32 protein-coding genes and 1 pseudogene are annotated in these 15,665 nt (G+C 38.9%); 28 read left to right on the top strand and 5 right to left on the bottom strand.

All coding sequences use genetic code 11. The features are described from left to right. Positions 1–88: 88 nt before the first annotated feature. The 4 genes from H625_RS0107595 to H625_RS0107580 form a co-directional block, all read right to left on the bottom strand. A complete protein-coding gene (locus tag H625_RS0107595; RefSeq protein WP_035785454.1) occupies positions 89–1,162 on the bottom strand; it encodes a tyrosine-type recombinase/integrase in 1,074 nt (357 codons plus the stop codon). Between the two features lie 11 nt (positions 1,163–1,173). Beyond that, complete coding sequence (locus H625_RS0107590) at positions 1,174–1,623, bottom strand: ImmA/IrrE family metallo-endopeptidase (protein ID WP_026859389.1); 450 nt, start codon at positions 1,621–1,623, stop codon at positions 1,174–1,176. Positions 1,624–1,726: 103 nt separating this feature from the next. Then, entirely contained in the window at positions 1,727–2,401 is a 675-nt protein-coding gene (locus tag H625_RS0107585; RefSeq protein WP_026859388.1) for a DUF4352 domain-containing protein, read from the bottom strand. A gap of 65 nt (positions 2,402–2,466) precedes the next feature. Next, positions 2,467–2,817, bottom strand: coding sequence for a helix-turn-helix domain-containing protein (locus H625_RS0107580; protein WP_051239022.1), 351 nt, complete (start codon positions 2,815–2,817; stop codon positions 2,467–2,469). 278 nt (positions 2,818–3,095) lie between these two features. Here H625_RS0107580 and H625_RS0107575 point away from each other — a divergent pair, with 278 nt between their 5' ends. The 13 genes and pseudogenes from H625_RS0107575 (at position 3,096) to ssb (ending at position 8,407) form a co-directional block, all read left to right on the top strand. Continuing rightward, positions 3,096–3,305 (top strand): helix-turn-helix transcriptional regulator, encoded by a 210-nt coding sequence (locus H625_RS0107575; RefSeq protein WP_026859386.1) that lies wholly within the window; start codon positions 3,096–3,098, stop codon positions 3,303–3,305. 34 nt (positions 3,306–3,339) lie between these two features. Continuing rightward, positions 3,340–4,107 carry a phage regulatory protein/antirepressor Ant gene (locus H625_RS0107570; protein ID WP_026859385.1) on the top strand — a complete coding sequence of 256 codons (768 nt, stop codon included), beginning with the start codon at positions 3,340–3,342 and terminating at the stop codon, positions 4,105–4,107. Beyond that, the gene (locus tag H625_RS0107565) at positions 4,108–4,401 is read left to right on the top strand and encodes a hypothetical protein (RefSeq protein WP_026859384.1); all 294 of its coding nucleotides are present in this window, start codon (positions 4,108–4,110) and stop codon (positions 4,399–4,401) included. Between the two features lie 172 nt (positions 4,402–4,573). Next, positions 4,574–4,687 (top strand): annotated as a pseudogene (locus H625_RS14030) (helix-turn-helix domain-containing protein); the annotation flags it as partial. Between the two features lie 3 nt (positions 4,688–4,690). Beyond that, positions 4,691–5,077 carry a hypothetical protein gene (locus tag H625_RS0107560; protein WP_245573120.1) on the top strand — a complete coding sequence of 129 codons (387 nt, stop codon included), beginning with the start codon at positions 4,691–4,693 and terminating at the stop codon, positions 5,075–5,077. Then, on the top strand, positions 5,078–5,305 hold the full coding sequence (locus H625_RS0107555) for a helix-turn-helix domain-containing protein (RefSeq protein ID WP_035785450.1): 228 nt from the start codon (positions 5,078–5,080) through the stop codon (positions 5,303–5,305). It begins immediately after the preceding gene. Next, the gene (locus H625_RS13615; RefSeq protein ID WP_156897208.1) at positions 5,305–5,460 is read left to right on the top strand and encodes a hypothetical protein; all 156 of its coding nucleotides are present in this window, start codon (positions 5,305–5,307) and stop codon (positions 5,458–5,460) included. Before H625_RS0107555 ends, H625_RS13615 begins: the two co-directional genes overlap by 1 nt. Further along, positions 5,454–5,729 (top strand): hypothetical protein, encoded by a 276-nt coding sequence (locus H625_RS0107545; protein WP_026859381.1) that lies wholly within the window; start codon positions 5,454–5,456, stop codon positions 5,727–5,729. Before H625_RS13615 ends, H625_RS0107545 begins: the two co-directional genes overlap by 7 nt. 2 nt (positions 5,730–5,731) lie before the next feature. Then, positions 5,732–5,908, top strand: coding sequence for a hypothetical protein (locus tag H625_RS13610; protein WP_156897207.1), 177 nt, complete (start codon positions 5,732–5,734; stop codon positions 5,906–5,908). Continuing rightward, a complete protein-coding gene (locus tag H625_RS0107535; protein WP_026859380.1) occupies positions 5,895–6,176 on the top strand; it encodes a hypothetical protein in 282 nt (93 codons plus the stop codon). The genes H625_RS13610 and H625_RS0107535 overlap by 14 nt, the downstream gene beginning before the upstream one ends. Further along, positions 6,164–7,111 (top strand): YqaJ viral recombinase family nuclease, encoded by a 948-nt coding sequence (locus H625_RS0107530; protein ID WP_051239021.1) that lies wholly within the window; start codon positions 6,164–6,166, stop codon positions 7,109–7,111. The genes H625_RS0107535 and H625_RS0107530 overlap by 13 nt, the downstream gene beginning before the upstream one ends. Before the next feature lie 2 nt (positions 7,112–7,113). Further along, positions 7,114–7,944: a recombination protein RecT gene (gene recT / locus H625_RS0107525; protein ID WP_026859378.1), complete on the top strand. Its 831-nt coding sequence runs from the start codon at positions 7,114–7,116 to the stop codon at positions 7,942–7,944. Further along, positions 7,934–8,407 carry a single-stranded DNA-binding protein gene (gene ssb / locus H625_RS0107520; protein ID WP_026859377.1) on the top strand — a complete coding sequence of 158 codons (474 nt, stop codon included), beginning with the start codon at positions 7,934–7,936 and terminating at the stop codon, positions 8,405–8,407. The genes recT and ssb overlap by 11 nt, the downstream gene beginning before the upstream one ends. Positions 8,408–8,421: 14 nt before the next feature. On the opposite strand, the gene H625_RS13605 is transcribed toward ssb, so the two are convergent. Next, on the bottom strand, positions 8,422–8,577 hold the full coding sequence (locus tag H625_RS13605; RefSeq protein WP_156897206.1) for a DNA-binding protein: 156 nt from the start codon (positions 8,575–8,577) through the stop codon (positions 8,422–8,424). A 134-nt stretch (positions 8,578–8,711) separates the two neighbouring features. Between H625_RS13605 and H625_RS0107510 the strand changes: the two genes are divergently transcribed. The 15 genes from H625_RS0107510 to H625_RS0107430 all read left to right on the top strand — a co-directional run bounded on the left by H625_RS0107510 (position 8,712) and on the right by H625_RS0107430 (position 15,612). Then, positions 8,712–9,233: an endonuclease domain-containing protein gene (locus H625_RS0107510; RefSeq protein WP_026859376.1), complete on the top strand. Its 522-nt coding sequence runs from the start codon at positions 8,712–8,714 to the stop codon at positions 9,231–9,233. Positions 9,234–9,238: 5 nt separating this feature from the next. Then, the gene (locus H625_RS13250; RefSeq protein WP_051239020.1) at positions 9,239–10,015 is read left to right on the top strand and encodes a helix-turn-helix domain-containing protein; all 777 of its coding nucleotides are present in this window, start codon (positions 9,239–9,241) and stop codon (positions 10,013–10,015) included. A 30-nt stretch (positions 10,016–10,045) separates the two neighbouring features. Next, positions 10,046–10,801, top strand: coding sequence for an ATP-binding protein (locus tag H625_RS0107500; protein ID WP_169516123.1), 756 nt, complete (start codon positions 10,046–10,048; stop codon positions 10,799–10,801). A gap of 213 nt (positions 10,802–11,014) precedes the next feature. Next, on the top strand, positions 11,015–11,500 hold the full coding sequence (locus H625_RS13245) for a hypothetical protein (RefSeq protein ID WP_051239019.1): 486 nt from the start codon (positions 11,015–11,017) through the stop codon (positions 11,498–11,500). A gap of 10 nt (positions 11,501–11,510) precedes the next feature. Then, positions 11,511–11,999 (top strand): hypothetical protein, encoded by a 489-nt coding sequence (locus tag H625_RS0107485; RefSeq protein WP_026859373.1) that lies wholly within the window; start codon positions 11,511–11,513, stop codon positions 11,997–11,999. A 2-nt stretch (positions 12,000–12,001) separates the two neighbouring features. Next, positions 12,002–12,376 (top strand): hypothetical protein, encoded by a 375-nt coding sequence (locus H625_RS0107480; protein WP_026859372.1) that lies wholly within the window; start codon positions 12,002–12,004, stop codon positions 12,374–12,376. Beyond that, positions 12,377–12,589 (top strand): hypothetical protein, encoded by a 213-nt coding sequence (locus H625_RS0107475; protein WP_026859371.1) that lies wholly within the window; start codon positions 12,377–12,379, stop codon positions 12,587–12,589. Beyond that, the gene (locus H625_RS0107470; RefSeq protein WP_026859370.1) at positions 12,586–12,822 is read left to right on the top strand and encodes a hypothetical protein; all 237 of its coding nucleotides are present in this window, start codon (positions 12,586–12,588) and stop codon (positions 12,820–12,822) included. Before H625_RS0107475 ends, H625_RS0107470 begins: the two co-directional genes overlap by 4 nt. Positions 12,823–12,834: 12 nt before the next feature. After that, positions 12,835–13,599, top strand: a complete 765-nt coding sequence (locus H625_RS0107465; protein WP_026859369.1) for a ParB N-terminal domain-containing protein — start codon at positions 12,835–12,837, stop codon at positions 13,597–13,599. Positions 13,600–13,611: 12 nt separating this feature from the next. Continuing rightward, complete coding sequence (locus tag H625_RS0107460; protein WP_026859368.1) at positions 13,612–13,872, top strand: hypothetical protein; 261 nt, start codon at positions 13,612–13,614, stop codon at positions 13,870–13,872. Continuing rightward, entirely contained in the window at positions 13,869–14,111 is a 243-nt protein-coding gene (locus H625_RS0107455; protein WP_026859367.1) for a hypothetical protein, read from the top strand. The genes H625_RS0107460 and H625_RS0107455 overlap by 4 nt, the downstream gene beginning before the upstream one ends. A 28-nt stretch (positions 14,112–14,139) precedes the next feature. Further along, entirely contained in the window at positions 14,140–14,301 is a 162-nt protein-coding gene (locus H625_RS0107450) for a hypothetical protein (RefSeq protein ID WP_169516122.1), read from the top strand. Then, positions 14,294–14,509, top strand: coding sequence for a hypothetical protein (locus tag H625_RS0107445; protein WP_026859365.1), 216 nt, complete (start codon positions 14,294–14,296; stop codon positions 14,507–14,509). The genes H625_RS0107450 and H625_RS0107445 overlap by 8 nt, the downstream gene beginning before the upstream one ends. A gap of 106 nt (positions 14,510–14,615) precedes the next feature. Further along, the gene (locus H625_RS13240; protein ID WP_051239018.1) at positions 14,616–15,011 is read left to right on the top strand and encodes a YopX family protein; all 396 of its coding nucleotides are present in this window, start codon (positions 14,616–14,618) and stop codon (positions 15,009–15,011) included. Positions 15,012–15,087: 76 nt separating this feature from the next. Continuing rightward, entirely contained in the window at positions 15,088–15,612 is a 525-nt protein-coding gene (locus tag H625_RS0107430; protein WP_026859364.1) for a dUTP diphosphatase, read from the top strand. Positions 15,613–15,665 lie beyond the last annotated feature (53 nt).

Below are 15,665 nucleotides of genomic sequence, written 5' to 3'. Positions count from 1 at the left end.
TCTCTCCATCTCCGCTAAACAAGGCTTAACCCTAGTGGTTGAGCCTTTTCTTTTTGTCTTGACCCCCGTTTGACCCCTTTCTGACCCCTTAAAGGTCTAAAATGGCATCTTTTTCTGTGCTCGGATACAAGTGACCATATATTTTTTCGATTGTAATTGATGAAGAATGTCCTAAGCGTTTTGCTAAAGTTTCGCGATCCATCCTTAACCGGTTAATACAATCAGAAGCATGTGAATGTCGAAACTCATGTGTCTTAATTCTTTTTAAATCTATTTCATCCATTATCTTATCGTACCTTTTCGGTATTGTACTTTCCCCATATGCTTTATAGAAATTACCAAACACCACATAATCATCTTTATATTCCTTTTCACTTTGGTACCATATTTTATATTCATGTAATAAATTAATCACATGTTTTGGGATATATACTTTTCGGATAGATGTTTTAGTTTTTGGTGTATGCACCTTGCCGTTGTAATTCGTCTTGTTAATATCGACATAGCCATCAATTAGGTTCACATCATTCCAGGTAAGTGCGCGAAGTTCTCCGTGGCGCAGTCCACTAAAGAAGAGCAGGCGGTAGTATGTCTTAATTAGAATGTCGTCAACTTGATTATAGAAGTATTCAAATTCATTCAAGGTCCAGTAATCCCAACTCGGTGTCTCGTCATTTTCGATATTCCCTGCCAGTGCTGCAACATTCTTCTTCAAATCATAGAATTTTACCCCGTGATTTAAGATGCTGCTCAGCGCCGTGTGTACATCCTGGATATAACCTTTCTTCAACGGCTTATCTCTGAATATCTTATTTGTCATGTGGTCGTGAAAATTCAATATATCTTTCGTACTCATACGGTAGACGTTCATCTTCTTAAAGTACGGATCCAGATGATTATTGACATAGTTCTTTATCGTCTTAATACTGGATGGTTTTCTCCGCTTGGAATACCACTCAATATAATGTTCAGACAGGACTGTAAATGATAGGTAGTCTGACGATTCTCCTTCCTGCAGCTTGATGAAAAACTCATCTTCCCACTTTCTAGCTTTACCCCGTGTCGGGAGATTCCGCTTTGTCTTATACTTTCTATCCCCGAACTCATCGATATAACTTAATTTCACATACCATGTACCATTACTCGCTTCATATACAGGCATTGTATTCCCTCCTAAAATTGCAGCTGCAAGACTTCTGCGCGACTCTTTAACATCTGTAATCTTTTAATCGCAATCTCCTCAGATACGTTAAATTCCTTCATTAAATCGATTGGTTCATACCATTTATTCTTAATGATTAAATTCTCCGGTAATTGTAAGAGTAGGGCGAACTTCTCAGCTTCAGCTTCCTGCAGCTGGTTAAACGTTTGCGGCATCGCCTTTTGATTGGTCGCATGTAAAAACATATGACCGGCTTCATGACAGAACGCTTTAAACATCTCATGTCGCTTATCAAATTTTAAACCGATAATATCGACACCGGCTTTTTGAACATAAAAGTTAGATTGATGATTATATAAAATATGGACATCGAACATATAAGAGAGATGTTCTACTGATAAATCCATTACATCTAATATTGATAATTCTACGATTTCATTTACTTTATCTTCAATTCTCATGTGAAAACCCCTTTATTTTAGAACGTATGTTCGGTTTGAAGTTTAAAAAAGTGCTGACCACCTTGAATATGTTCATTCTTCCAGTGGTCAGCTGGTGTATTGCTTATTGTAGATTTATGATTCCTGTTTCAGTACCGAACATTCCGGACTGAACTTGCAATTGCTTGCTTTGACTGTCTATGACACTTTGAGTTATATCATACACAATTAATGCATCTCGTGAAGATCCAGGATTTATTTCTTCTGCGAGTAGTCCTAAATTATCTGGGCTAATCGCTTGGTTAGCTGTCATTGATGCAGTGCCGTCTGGTTCAAATACTGTTTCGCCATCGACTATCTTGAAGTAACTATCCATGAGCGTTACTGCCTCATTTTGGTTGTTTGTCACGGAGACATCTAAGATTAGATAAGTATCGTTTGCATTTGAAGCTATAACGTCACCTACGCTATCTTGTTGATACATATCATTTACAGTAAAATCAATATCATCAACAGTTAATGTTTCGCCGATGCCAACTGTTTCAACAGCTTCATCCTCTTCAACTACCTCTTCATCTTCTTCTGCAGATTCTTCTTGTTCGCCGCTTTCCGTTTCCACTTCTTCTGCAGGCTCTTCTGATTCTTTGGTAGCTTCTTCTGGAGTCGTATTAGTAGCGTTATCCCCACCACCTAATAGCGCACCACAAGCGCCTAATAGAATGAGTACACCGAAAATGATTAATACCCATTTGAGACAACCGCCCCGTTTCTTCTGTTGCTTACGTTCTTCTTCTGACATTCAAAATCCCCCTCTAATTGTAATATATGTAATTGCAATCTATAAATAATAGGGCATAGCCCCAATTACTTATCTTTATTCTTCTGCTTGTATGCTAAAAACTCAATCTTATCGTTTATCTCTTTAATCAGTTCCTGTTTTACATCATCAGGCAGGGCATCAAACGCTTCTTTATCCTCAAACATGAAAGCATCGAAGTCGTCGGATGGATCATTGGCAACATCGCTTTTACCTAATAAGTAATCAGTAGTCACATCGTAGAGCTCGGATATTTCTACTAACATATCATTATCAGGCTTACGATGACCGTATTCATAGCCGGAGTAAGTGCTCGTAGCTATATTTAAACGTCTAGCTGCTTCAGTCTTAGACCAGCCTTTGCGTTCCCTTAATGAGATTAATCGGTTTACATCCATATTCATTGCTCTCTTTCATATGTGAATTTATGCTAATTGTAGCCTTTTAATGCGTTAAGAGAAATATATTTTTCAAAAAGCGTAATAAAAGTGTTGACTTACGCGAAATGCGTCAGTATAATGCTAATTAAGAGTTACGCATTACGCATTAAAATTTAGTCGGCGATATGATGAATGACTAGCGAGAGTGAGCGATGATATGAGCCGCGCATCAATACATTAAGCCATTGCGATGAATCATTCATGATATGGACGACTAAATGGAAGGAGGGGTTTAAATGGCTCATAGACTAGAAGAAATACGCAAGTCTAAAGGTATCACGCAGACACACGTTGCATTGAAGTTAGGGTACAAAACATCGTCCTACTACAACAGCATCGAAAAGGATAAGAATTACGTGCCGAAGTTAGACATGGCATATAAGTTGTCAGAAATTCTTAACGAACCACTGGAAGAGTTATTTCCAAATGAAAAAATTTTAGTTTAAATTTACGCATTTTGCGTTAATTAGGAGGAATGACATGAATCAATTAGCAGAAATACAAATTGAAAACAAAGAAGATTTCGGTCTTGTCGTAAGCAGCAGAGTGGTAGCGGAGCAAATCGGAAAGAGACATGGCGACGTTATAAACCAGATTAGAAGAATTTTAACCGACGATAATGTTCGTTCGTTGATTATTGATAATGAATACCGAGATAAAAAAGGTGAGCTAAGAACAGAGTACCTACTTACTAAAGATGGATTCACACTTTACATGTTCAATATTCAAGGGCACAACGATTTCAAAATGAATTACATCAACAAATTTAACGAAATGGAAGACCACATCAAGAATCAAACGCTCAAACTTCCGACTACTTATAAAGAAGCGTTACTCGAATTAGTAGCTAAAGAGGAAGAGAACGAAAGATTAAGACTCGAAACTGAAATCAGCAGGCAACGCATTAGTGAAATGAAGCCTAAAGCAAGCTACTACGACAACATTTTACAAAACAAGAGCTTAGTTACAATCGGGCAAATCGCAAAAGATTACGGAATGTCAGCGCAGGCGCTCAACAAGTTACTGCACGATCTAAAAGTTCAATACAAACAATCTGGTCAATGGTTACTTTACTCGAAACACCACAGTAAAGGTTTAACACATTCGGACACGACAGAGATTGAACATAAAGATGGTAGTACATCGGTAAGAATGCATACCAAGTGGACACAGAACGGAAGATTATTCCTGTATGAATTACTCAAGCAAAACAATATCTTACCAATGATTGAACAGGAGGTTTCTTAAATGGAAAAAGTTAAGTTTTGGCAAAGAGCTTGGGAAATTGGTTTTATAACCGGCAAATCGAAAGCAATGGATGAATATGTTGAACATATTTCAGATGTAATGAATGAAATGGAATTAGCAGAAGAGCCTGCAGCACTTGACTTGGTGAATAAAGTTATATTCCGTTTAAAAATTGATAGCCAAAGTAATAAAACGCAAGGGCTTTCTTTAACAGAAACGATGCTCGGAGAAAAATACAGCGAAGGCAATATCGATAAAGAAATGCTTTCTAAATTAATAAAAGATAACAAGTGAAGAAACTCAATGCGGAAAGAGTATCACTCTTTTGAGGAAGTACTAACCAACGACCAATTGGTTAGCACTAGATGAGTTATCAGTTATGCGACTAACTTAATTAACTCTATACACAGTATACGAGTTATCCGAATCAACAATCAATCTATATAAATTGTCAGGAGGACAACAGATGCCAACAATAATTTCCAAATACAGACAACGAAACAACTTAACGCAGCAGCAAGTAGCCAATCAGTTACACGTAGACAAATCCTACATCAGCCGTGTAGAGAGTGGTCAGAAGCCAATGACACAAACGATGTGCAGCGCCGCACTATCCAATGCATCAGATGCCAATTTATTAAACGACGTAGCCTATGAAATGACCGGCGGACACACATTGCCAACACCATCAGATCGTGTCTATGACGGACACCGCATGTCCTATGTATTCCGGATTCAAAAGGAAATCGATGAGTTTATGGAAGTGCTACACCGCAATCGATTAGACAAACAGCCAGAGCATCTGACACAAGATGAAAAAGAAGGACTGCATCACATGATTTCAGAGTTACAAGATGTCCTGTTCGAAGGCACAGGATTCGTAAATCGGCTGATGCAAGATTATCAGATTAAACCGCAGCAGCTGAATCAGAATCGGGATGCGAAGTTGCGAATGGAAAGGAGAATATAAATGAAAAAGTTTTATCAGTTGTACATTGCACGGAACGAAGCAGGAGAGTCCACAGCGGATGTTGGTAAGTTAATTGGACTAAGCAAAGCATCGTACTGGAATCGAGAAAACGCAATAACAAATTTTGATTTAGCAGAAGCATTTATTCTGGCACAGCACTATGGCAAAACAATAGAAGAATTGTTTCCGGAAATGGTGCATATGCTACAGAAAAAAGAGGTGTCGTAATGAAGAATGACTTAAAAGTAGTTGTACCAATATTTCTAATCACAGTAATATTTTTCAGCTCAATCATGCTTTACAGAACGACTGTCATTGATCCGCAGCTAGATGAAGAATACGCAAATATTTACGGACTGAATGAGGAGGGGGACGAATGGTGAGGGATTACAGTATTACAGACGAAATCAAAGAGTTAACAGAAAAAGTTATGAGTCTTGGGCTTGAAGTGAATCGTTTTACAGATAAATCAGTGTTTATCAATTTTCACGGACATGTCAACGAATTGAACGTGAGAGTCGGTTTTGATAAAGAGAGTAATTTCACTCATAAAATATTCGAAAGTAGTTTTTACCTTGAGGGTTATGGCGTGGTTAACGAATTAGAAGAAATCTTGGAAGTGTTTCAAAATTACTTAGATGAGGAGGACTAAAAATGTCAGCACCTACTATCGAAAAATCAGAACTCGAAGCGCTTCAACAAGATTTTCAACAATCCCAAGATGCTGTGCAATACGCTATGAAACGAGTAGACATTGTATATAGCGAAGGTGGTTTATCTGTAGAAGACTACTACTCAATTATGGAGGCTTTGCAACATGCAGAAATCTAATGAAATGACATTCTTCAGAGATTTATCTTATGAGTTTGGAAAAGATGTGCAGCGACTGGAAACAGAAAACGCAGAATTAAGAAAGGAGCTTTCTTTCTATAAAGGTGAAGCAGATTTTTACAGAAATCAATTTTTCCAAATTGCACAGTCGTTAAAGAAAAGTGCAATACCTGAAGAAATGAAAAAACGACCGGTTGGCAGACCGGTCGTCAAGAAAAAATACTATAAACCAATTCTACCACAGGAGGATAAATCATGGCAGAGCTAGTCAATATAAAAGATTTAACACGTGAAGAATGGCTACAGGAGCGCATGACAGGTATCGGCGGCAGTGACGCTGGGACAATACTTGGAGTGAACAAATGGAAGTCTAAAACACAGTTGTTCTTTGAAAAAACGAATCCGGAGATGATTCAAGAAATCAGCAATGATGCAATTCATTTCGGGAACGTTTTAGAAGACGTGGTGGCAGAAGAATTTGCAGCACGTACCGGTAAGAAAGTGCGTAGAGATAACAGAATGCTAAGACATCCTGAGCATCATTTTATGATGGCTAACCTGGACCGTGTTGTCGTCGGTGAGAAAGCATTACTCGAATGTAAAACTACCTCACAGTACAACGCAGAGCAATGGGAAGACGATAACGTGCCGGCACAGTATTTGTGTCAGATTCAACATTACATGGCTGTCACAGGCTTTGAGAAGGCATATATCGCTGTTTTAATTGGTGGCCAATCATTTATCTGGAAAGAAATTGAAAGAGACGATGAACTGATTCAAATTATCATTGATGCTGAAAAAGAGTTCTGGGAGAACAATGTTCAAGCAAACGTTATTCCAGAGATTGATGGAAGTGAAGCCACATCGGACTTCATTAATCATATGTATCAAGATATTGATAATGAAGAGATTGAGTTGGGTTCAGAAGCCGATACGTTGATGAAAGCTATAGAAAGTATCAAAGAAGATATTAAAGAAAAACAGCAACTGCAAAAGAAATATGAGAATCAGTTGAAAGATTCGCTTGGACATAATGCAGCAGGCAAAACAGAAGCATATATTGCGACATGGAAACAGCAGACTCGCCGCAGCATAGATAAGAAAGCACTGGAAAAAAAGTACGGCAAAGATGTGATTGATCAGTTCTATAAAGAATCGGAATACAGAGTATTAAGAATCAAACAAATCAAGGAGGAACAATAATTATGGCAACGAATGAAACTTTAAAACAGCAGGTAGCAACGCAAAAGCAAAACGAAGTCGCACAAGGTAACAAACCAAAAACAATCGGGGACTATATCGACCAGATGGCACCGGCAATGGCACAGGCACTTCCGCAGCACATGAGCATTGAACGTATGACAAGAATGGCGACAACGGTTATTAGAACGACACCACAGCTAAAAGAAGCCGATGTATCGAGCTTACTTGGTGCAGTGATGCAATCTGCACAACTCGGTCTTGAACCAGGACCAATGGGTCACTGCTACTTCTTACCATTCAGAAACAATAAGAAGGGCACGACAGACGTTACGTTTATCATCGGCTACCGAGGAATGATTGATTTAGCGAGACGATCTGGACATATCCAATCGATTTATGCGCACGCAGTCTATGAGAATGATGAATTTGATTATCAGCTCGGTTTGCACAGTGATTTGAAACATGTACCGACAGAAGATGACAGAGGAGCATTCAAAGGTGCTTATGCAGTGGCTCACTTTAAAGACGGTGGCTATCAATTTGAGTATATGCCGAAGTCAGAAATTGAAAAACGCAGAGCAAGAAGTAAAGCAGGCAACAGTAAGTATTCTCCATGGGCAACAGATTATGAAGAAATGGCGAAGAAGACAGTGATCCGTTACATGTGGAAATACCTTCCGGTCTCAGTAGAAATGCAAACAGCAGTATCGCATGACGAAGGTGTAGGTAGAAGCATTAAGGATATTACTCCTGACGATGATAGCTATGTTGATATGCCAGAAGTTGTCGCAGATTATCCACAAATGGAAGAAGGTGCAACAGATGCTCAATAGAGTTGTATTAGTAGGCAGATTGACTAAAGACCCTGAATTAAGGGTCAGTCAATCTAATATTGCAGTCACAAGTTTTAATTTAGCAGTCAATCGACCATTTACAAGCAAAGACGGCGAACAGAGTGCAGATTTTATTAACTGCGTAACCTTCCGTAAACAAGCAGAGAACGTGAACCAGTACCTAAAGAAAGGTAGCTTATGTGGAATCGATGGACGTATTCAAACTAGGAACTATGAAAACAAAGATGGACAGCGTGTTTATGTAACTGAAGTTGTGTGTGAAAGCGTTCAGTTCCTGGAGCCGAAGAGTGGCAATCAGCAATCTAACAATAATCAAAGTAGCTACAAACCAGCTTACGGAAACGATCAGCCGCAGCAAGCGCGAGGAAATCGACCGGTTGAACCGAATCCATTTGAAAATGGCGGACCAGTAGATGTGAATGATGATGATCTTCCATTTTAAATAAAAAAGAGTGCCTAATTGGCACTCTGATCTTTTAAGAACTGTTGCAAGATGTGATTAACCTGTTGATTGAAACTGCGATTTTCTTTTGCAGCGATATCTTCAAGTTTTTCTTTATCAGTTTTTAAGATAGTTATTAACGTTCTAGTTTTTTCATCAGACACAGCCATAAGAATCCTCCTATAAATTCTTTATTAACTTAATAATAGCAAGATAACTTAATGTTGTAAAGGTGATATCACTTTGATATAATATAAATACAAGATATCATAATGATATCAAAAATATATATGGAGTGATGAGAATGAGTAGATACGATGAAGTGATGGAAGAAATTTTGACGTCTTTTAAAGAAATGGTGGAGGGTGCTCATATTATCGACGGGAAAGAATACGTTAGTCCGAGCAGCGTAAAAAATACTGACTCACCCATTGAAGAATTGTTGTTTATCCAACTGAAGAGTTCGATTGTATACGGAAATTTCGACGAGAGGTACAACGAAGTTTTAACTCCGCAATTCAAAATCGATAAGGGTGACTCTTATATAAAAGTAGATTTTTTATATGAAGTGTTATTCCTAGAAGATGACGATAAGAGCGTAAGACTTGTCATTGAGTGCGACGGGCATGATTACCACGAAAAAACCAAAGAGCAGGCGCAGAAAGATAAGTCTCGAGATAGATTTTTATTGAATGAAGGATATTACGTTATGAGATTTACGGGTTCTGAAATCTATAAGAGTCCTAAGAAGTGTGTAAACGAAATCATGGAGTTTGTAACGGATAAAACTTACGGAGATGAAATTAGAAAAATATATAAGGGGTGATAAAAGTGTCGAAGCAAGATCGCATTGAATTAAAGGGTGTTATGAGTGAGGGATACGGCATCATACCTAAGAAAGTGATGAAAGATAAGGATTTGAGTATCGAAGCTAAAGCGATTTATTCCTTCATTGCAAGTTATTCAGGTAATGGAAACTCCGCTTATCCAACTGTTGAATATATAACGGACTTCTTAGGAATATCTCGGCAACGGTTTAATAAGCATCGAAGATTATTGGAAGAAAAGGGATATATCACAGTTAGTCAAGAGCGGCAGCAGGGCAGTCAATTCACTCATAACGTCTACACTATCGAGTTTATACCGACGTTACGTTTTGCGACGACGGAAAAACCGACGACGGAAAAACCGACGACGGAAAACATAACCACTAATAATAACACTTCCATTAATAACACTATCAATAAGAATAACCATCAAGAGAAAGATATCGCGCTCTTTGAAAAATGGTGGAAGTTGTATCCGAAGAAAACCGGCAGCAAGAAGAAAGTCAGAACTAAATTCGATAAAGCTATTAAAGAAGTCGGCGAAGAACAATTCTTCAAAGCTACTGAAATCTATCTAAAAACACAGGACGAAATTCAATTTATATGTGGTCCAGAAGTATTCATTAATCAAGAGCGGTATTCAGAAGATGCCATCGAAACCAACAAACAGATTGTACAAGAAAAAGGTAGGAAACAAGTGGGTAATTTCAAGAACGGACACCAAGAAGTCGATCTTAATACTGACTATGAAAAAAGTTTAACTGAAAAACTAGGATTTTAGAGGAGGGCAGATATGGAACAAATCAAAAAGATGATGCACGAGAACAAAATCAAGCATTCCGAAGTCGAATATACCGGCGAGAAGTGTGACGGTTGCGGTAAAGATTTGAAAATTGTGCAGATCACTTTCGCAGACGGTGAAGTGAAAGAGAATGAATCCGGATGTATATGTGACCGCATCAAGTTTGTAAACGACCAACAGAAAAAGATAAAAGCTGATGCTTTTGCGAAAGCGAGTATTATGCATGGCGATTACAAAGAAAAGACATTCGATAATTACCAGGCGAATAGCGATGAGCAAGTGCAAGCAACGAAAAAGATGCGTTACTATGCAAATCATTTTGACGAGATGTTATCTGAATCAAATTGCTTATTAGTACAGGGTACTTTTGGAACAGGAAAAACACATCTCGCAGCTGCAGTCCGCAATCAGTTAAGAGCGCAGGATTATCAAGTGTTATTCATATCGCTGCCGGACTATGTAGATAAGTTGAAACAAGGCTTTAAAGACTTAAACCAAGTCCATCCGATTTTCAAATTTGCAAAAGAAGCTGATTTACTAATTTTAGATGATGTCGGCGCAAATCGAATGAGTGAGTGGGAAGTGTCAGAACTATTCCGATTAGTCGATGCACGACGGAATAAATGCACTATCTATACGACAAATTTAACGAGCGAACAATTCAGATCATCACAGGCATTGTATCGAGTCTTTTCTCGAATGATGGAAAAAGCAAAAGCCATTGTTATAGATGGTGACGACTACCGCATGAAAGGGGTTAAATAATGCTGCACACTCTAAAAAAACCAGTCGAGGTCGCCGTTCCTCCGGAAATGGCGCTCGCTGATAAATTATTGAATCGAGAAACCATCGTAAAAGACGATATAAACGCATTGAACTTATTCGGGGACAAATACATTCAAATGTTATTAAAGACACCACAATCGCATGTTAGGAGGAAATTAGCGGAAGTATTGGCGCATCTTTGGAGGGATGACAATGACAGGCTTACGAGATTTGACTGAAAGACAAAAACAAATTGCTGAAGAAAATGGCATTAAAACTAAAACGTTAAGCAGCAGATTAAGTAAAGGGTGGCCGATAGAAGAAGCTATATCTATGCAGCCGCATGAACGGTATTCCAGAGTTAATCGGAAACGCACCATCTACGGTGTAGAGCTAACAGAGGACGATATCAATACTGCAAGACAGAATGGCATCGCAAATAAAACACTACAAGGCAGATTTAAGCAGGGATGGACGAAAGAGCGTGCGATCAATACACCGGTTCGGAAATCCAGTCATGTATATGGACCGGCACCAAAGCCGGAAATCGAGGGCGAGGAACTACTTCAAATTATTGGCCGCATTAAATACATGAGGATGCAGGAAAAAGATTTCCCGATGCCGATTCCAAAGCCACTGCTGAATAAACTAAAACAAACCGGACGGACATTGGAAGATGTTCGCGCCGTGAAGTGTTAGGAGGAGTGTCATGAAAGTATATGAAGCCTACGAAGGCGATACGTTTATCGCTACTGGCACGATTAAAGACATTGCAGCAGCGTTGGGAGTGTCTGAATCACGAGCGCGCGCTATGGCGAATCGAGGACATTCGAAGTATACCGTTATTGAGATCGGCACACGCAGACAGATATACGCGTATTACTTCAATGATGAATTTGTTACAGAAGGCACGATGCATCAGATTGCGGAAGTGACCGGGGAGCAATTAGTTACTTTAAACTTTTTAAGTTCTAATGCAGCGAAGAAGCGCAACTTAACGAAAACATTAATCAAACTGGAGGGTGAAACGATGATAGTAAAACGCACACATGGAGCTAAATTTGCACCTGTACCCACGAATGACGAACGAAAAGAAGCGATTAAAGTATTTAAGAATGTACCAGTGAAACCGGCAGAGTGGAAGCCAAGCGACTACACGAGAGATTTATTTGAACATACATTCAGAAAGTGGGCGTAAATATGGAACTAGAAAATCATTACCAAATTGAACAAAAAATAAATGACGAAGGCGATTATAAATCATTCAGCTATCAAAATGTTTTTTGCGAAATAAAGCGTATCAAAGGCATGGGACACCTATGTGGATACCTGCACTTAGACAGCGTAACTGATGATGCGCGCGAGATTATCAACGAACATTTTCATTGCGGCATTACTTACGAACACGATGATGTTTACGGATTCGATTGCACGCATGTAGGTGATATTAACCCGGCATATTTACATGACCCATCGTATCCGGAGTGGCCAGGAGAAACATATAAAACAATGAGGTATGTGGAAGTTAAATTGAAAAACTCGTTAGATGCGTTGGTCGAGAAGGGAATGCTGTAGATGGCTAAAACACTCAACCTATACAACCATCGCATCGACCCAATAGGTACAGCGACATTCATTAAGGCTAAAAATGGTTATGAAGTGGTGTACAACGACGATGTGTACATCGGTGACAGATTTGTACCCTATGAAGAATTTGAAGCGTACAAGGACGGTTTAAAGCTGAATTCGTTAAGAGGAGAACAGACTAGTCTGATGGATTTTATATGAAATGCTGCGAAGAGTGCAATCAGTTTAAAGACGAGTTACCGTTTCTTTACGATTATAACGATGAAAATATGAAGGTGATTGAAGAACGTAAAACCTGCGAAGATTGCTGGAACGCATTGAGATTCAAAGTGAGGATGATTAGCAGCGGTCCGATGGTAAAACGGAATGGCATACGGTATTTAAGTGTGACGGTGGTAGGGCAGCCGCTAAGCGGACAATTAGAACTATTTTAGGAGGACTAAATAATGATTACAAAAGATTATCCAGTCGCATACAGTGTTTACGAAACAACGAACTATGAAGATTTTAATTTCTTAGAAGAAAACAGAGATATTAGTAAAAATCATGTGAATCGATTAAAAGAGTCTATCAACGAAGGTTATACGTTCCCGCCAATTATTGTGGACAAGCATATGAACGTGGTAGACGGTCAGCACAGACTGAAAGCGCACGAAGAAGTAAGCGCGCCAGTACAATTCATTATTCAGACAGATATGAAAGAAAATACATTACAAAAAGCGAACTCTGATGTTGTGAAGTGGACGACGCCGCAGCACGTAGAATATCACATTAAGCAAGGTAATGAAAATTACGAGAAGTTAAAAGAGTTCAAGGAATATACAGGAATGCCTTGGGCACAAGCGACCAGAATACTAGGTAAATCAAAAGATTTAAGAGTGCATTCAGTTGCCAAAATTTTAGAGTATGGACTATTCGAGGTTAAACATGAAGAAGATGCATATATGTTTGCGGATGACGTCATCATGCGATTCAGAATGGAAAAACCGACAGGCAAAATCATATCGGCAATTAAAAATATTTATGATGCTGGTGCGGATACGAAACGTTTAGTCACTGCAATTAATGTTACCGAAGATGAATTGATGCTTTTAAATACGATACCTAAAATTATTGAAACGATTGTTAAAGTGTACAACAAAGATTTAAAAAAGAGTGAGCAAATTAAGTTTACTCAATATGACAACGGTCAGTACCGACTTGCCTTTTAAGGAGTGAGAACCATGCAGCAACTAGATATTTTCACAGTCGAGCAGTCGGTTACTAAAACAGGCTTCAAGTATCGTCGCAGATTATATAACAAGAAAGATCAGTACCTGTACACCGTCATACCTACAGCAGGCGGCTACACGTTAAACAGGGTGCAGTCTTTGGCGGAGAATATCGGAATCTTACATGTGAATCACGAGGAGTATCAGAAATTCAAATCAGAACGTGGATTGGTCGAGAAAATGCCGAAAGATGTAAAGGAGAGAATCCAATGACTAACTACCTCAACCAGATCGAATCAGACTTATACAAGCTGAACTCTATTACAAATGGGAGTGGAGAAGTTGTTGAAATGGTGACAGAGTTGAAAGAGAAGTATCGGAAGGCTGAGGCTTGGGAGAAATTGAATGAATATGTATCTACTAGTCCTTATGACGGAATTGATATGGATACCTTAAAGAATCGATTGAATAGATTTATAAACGAAAGCGGTGATTACGATGCTAAAAAATGACGAGGTAGACTACTGCACAAAATGCACGGTGAAACCTATTGTGAAAGAACATATGTGTGAGAAATGCTACACGGAGCATAACGAATGGCTAAAAGATTTAATTTCCGGGACAACGACTGTCAAAGACGGGATTAAAATTGATGCCGACGGCTACTACACGTTGTATGAGAGCGGGGATAACAATGAGTAAACAAGTAAAGACAAAAATCAATGGTGTATATGTTTACGGAGAACTAATTGGAGTATTTCAGTTCGCTGAACCCTTTACGCCGATGTTGAGAGACCAAACAGCAGGGCAAATTGCTTATCCAGTAGCAGTTATAGACACTTTGGAGCATGGTTTTGTAGAGGTTCGTGCTAGTCGTGTAGAGCGTGCAGAAAATGGCCCGTCGGAATGACCGTCTACACATGGCTTACACTGTTACTGGAAACAGCACCGTATATTCTCGGTGCAGGGTGTGTGGTGTTGGCAATACTAATTTATAGATTGTGGAGGATGAAGTGATGAGAAAGATTAAATTTAGATTCTATGACAATAAGGTTAAAGAGATGATTGTTCCTACTAAGAATGAACGAAAGGACATTATTCTTGAAAAGTGGGAGTTCAATCCGAAAGCTTCCGAACTCATGCAATACACAGGACTTAAGGATAAAAATGGCAAAGAGATTTACGAAGGCGACATACTAAAACGAGGAGCCTTCCCAGATGAAAAACCAGAATTTATTGTGAGATTCGGACAGTTTACGGACAGTCCAGATTTTTACCATGAATTAGAACACTCAGGATGGTATGTGGAAAGAATCGGTAAGCGTGATAAATACAACACTTCTTTGGTGTACGTCATTGAGATGTTAGATGGCATTGTATGTGGAAATATCTACGAAGGTGATAACCAATGACACTCACACTTAAAATACTACTCGCAGCACTAGCGTATTACGTTACGACAGTTATATTGATGAGGAGGAAGAAGAAATGAATACACTACTAAACAAATCGGATCTAATCTACTTACTGACACAACAAAACAAACTGGATGCAGCGATGCGTGAAGAATTAGGTATCAGCGAATCAGATTGGATGTCAACAATGGCAATGGAGCACAGCATCGCCTTAAACGTAGAACTACATGAATTTATAAACGCTTGCTTCAAGTCATGGAAGTATTGGAAGCGCAAAGATATGAATATGGATGATGTACTGGATGAAGCGATTGATGTCATTCACTTCTGTATGTTGCGACTGAACAAATCAACAGCAAAGACTGAATTTATCGCAGGTAATGTAGAAAGTGAGCTTCAAGACAAACAGCAACTTCAAGACCGCGCAGCTGTAAAAAGAGTGATATATCACTTATCGAATGGCGCTATGTCGGCTGAAAGTATACTTGTCTATGTATTATCGATACTCGATTACTACGGATTTACGGGGCAGGATATTATCAATCAGTACAACACGAAGAATGCAGTCAACTTTCAGAGACTTGCGAGCGGATATTAATCATGACGGCAACTACAGATGGTTCGGAAGAACAGACTATCGTAGATAAAGTG

The organism is Jeotgalicoccus psychrophilus DSM 19085 (assembly GCF_000425845.1).
Classification (GTDB): Bacteria; Bacillota; Bacilli; order Staphylococcales; family Salinicoccaceae; genus Jeotgalicoccus; species Jeotgalicoccus psychrophilus.
This window is presented reverse-complemented; position numbering and strand designations above follow the sequence as displayed.

Bases quoted from the DNA above. Each gene is read 5' to 3' on its own strand.
- recT (WP_026859378.1), top strand. From the start codon at position 7,114: ATGGCAACGAATGAAACTTTAAAACAGCAGGTAGCAACGCAAAAGCAA.
- ssb (WP_026859377.1), top strand. From the start codon at position 7,934: ATGCTCAATAGAGTTGTATTAGTAGGCAGATTGACTAAAGACCCTGAA.
- H625_RS0107485 (WP_026859373.1), top strand. From the start codon at position 11,511: ATGAAAGTATATGAAGCCTACGAAGGCGATACGTTTATCGCTACTGGC.
- H625_RS0107595 (WP_035785454.1), bottom strand. From the start codon at position 1,162: ATGCCTGTATATGAAGCGAGTAATGGTACATGGTATGTGAAATTAAGT.
- H625_RS13245 (WP_051239019.1), top strand. From the start codon at position 11,015: ATGACAGGCTTACGAGATTTGACTGAAAGACAAAAACAAATTGCTGAA.
- H625_RS0107500 (WP_169516123.1), top strand. From the start codon at position 10,046: ATGATGCACGAGAACAAAATCAAGCATTCCGAAGTCGAATATACCGGC.
- H625_RS0107430 (WP_026859364.1), top strand. From the start codon at position 15,088: ATGAATACACTACTAAACAAATCGGATCTAATCTACTTACTGACACAA.
- H625_RS0107445 (WP_026859365.1), top strand. From the start codon at position 14,294: ATGAGTAAACAAGTAAAGACAAAAATCAATGGTGTATATGTTTACGGA.
- H625_RS0107570 (WP_026859385.1), top strand. From the start codon at position 3,340: ATGAATCAATTAGCAGAAATACAAATTGAAAACAAAGAAGATTTCGGT.
- H625_RS0107530 (WP_051239021.1), top strand. From the start codon at position 6,164: ATGGCAGAGCTAGTCAATATAAAAGATTTAACACGTGAAGAATGGCTA.
- H625_RS0107590 (WP_026859389.1), bottom strand. From the start codon at position 1,623: ATGAGAATTGAAGATAAAGTAAATGAAATCGTAGAATTATCAATATTA.
- H625_RS0107465 (WP_026859369.1), top strand. From the start codon at position 12,835: ATGATTACAAAAGATTATCCAGTCGCATACAGTGTTTACGAAACAACG.
- H625_RS0107560 (WP_245573120.1), top strand. From the start codon at position 4,691: ATGACACAAACGATGTGCAGCGCCGCACTATCCAATGCATCAGATGCC.
- H625_RS0107510 (WP_026859376.1), top strand. From the start codon at position 8,712: ATGAGTAGATACGATGAAGTGATGGAAGAAATTTTGACGTCTTTTAAA.
- H625_RS0107585 (WP_026859388.1), bottom strand. From the start codon at position 2,401: ATGTCAGAAGAAGAACGTAAGCAACAGAAGAAACGGGGCGGTTGTCTC.
- H625_RS0107475 (WP_026859371.1), top strand. From the start codon at position 12,377: ATGGCTAAAACACTCAACCTATACAACCATCGCATCGACCCAATAGGT.
- H625_RS0107575 (WP_026859386.1), top strand. From the start codon at position 3,096: ATGGCTCATAGACTAGAAGAAATACGCAAGTCTAAAGGTATCACGCAG.
- H625_RS0107555 (WP_035785450.1), top strand. From the start codon at position 5,078: ATGAAAAAGTTTTATCAGTTGTACATTGCACGGAACGAAGCAGGAGAG.
- H625_RS0107580 (WP_051239022.1), bottom strand. From the start codon at position 2,817: ATGGATGTAAACCGATTAATCTCATTAAGGGAACGCAAAGGCTGGTCT.
- H625_RS0107545 (WP_026859381.1), top strand. From the start codon at position 5,454: ATGGTGAGGGATTACAGTATTACAGACGAAATCAAAGAGTTAACAGAA.
- H625_RS13610 (WP_156897207.1), top strand. From the start codon at position 5,732: ATGTCAGCACCTACTATCGAAAAATCAGAACTCGAAGCGCTTCAACAA.
- H625_RS13240 (WP_051239018.1), top strand. From the start codon at position 14,616: ATGAGAAAGATTAAATTTAGATTCTATGACAATAAGGTTAAAGAGATG.
- H625_RS0107535 (WP_026859380.1), top strand. From the start codon at position 5,895: ATGCAGAAATCTAATGAAATGACATTCTTCAGAGATTTATCTTATGAG.
- H625_RS13615 (WP_156897208.1), top strand. From the start codon at position 5,305: ATGAAGAATGACTTAAAAGTAGTTGTACCAATATTTCTAATCACAGTA.
- H625_RS0107480 (WP_026859372.1), top strand. From the start codon at position 12,002: ATGGAACTAGAAAATCATTACCAAATTGAACAAAAAATAAATGACGAA.
- H625_RS0107470 (WP_026859370.1), top strand. From the start codon at position 12,586: ATGAAATGCTGCGAAGAGTGCAATCAGTTTAAAGACGAGTTACCGTTT.
- H625_RS0107455 (WP_026859367.1), top strand. From the start codon at position 13,869: ATGACTAACTACCTCAACCAGATCGAATCAGACTTATACAAGCTGAAC.
- H625_RS13605 (WP_156897206.1), bottom strand. From the start codon at position 8,577: ATGGCTGTGTCTGATGAAAAAACTAGAACGTTAATAACTATCTTAAAA.
- H625_RS0107565 (WP_026859384.1), top strand. From the start codon at position 4,108: ATGGAAAAAGTTAAGTTTTGGCAAAGAGCTTGGGAAATTGGTTTTATA.
- H625_RS0107460 (WP_026859368.1), top strand. From the start codon at position 13,612: ATGCAGCAACTAGATATTTTCACAGTCGAGCAGTCGGTTACTAAAACA.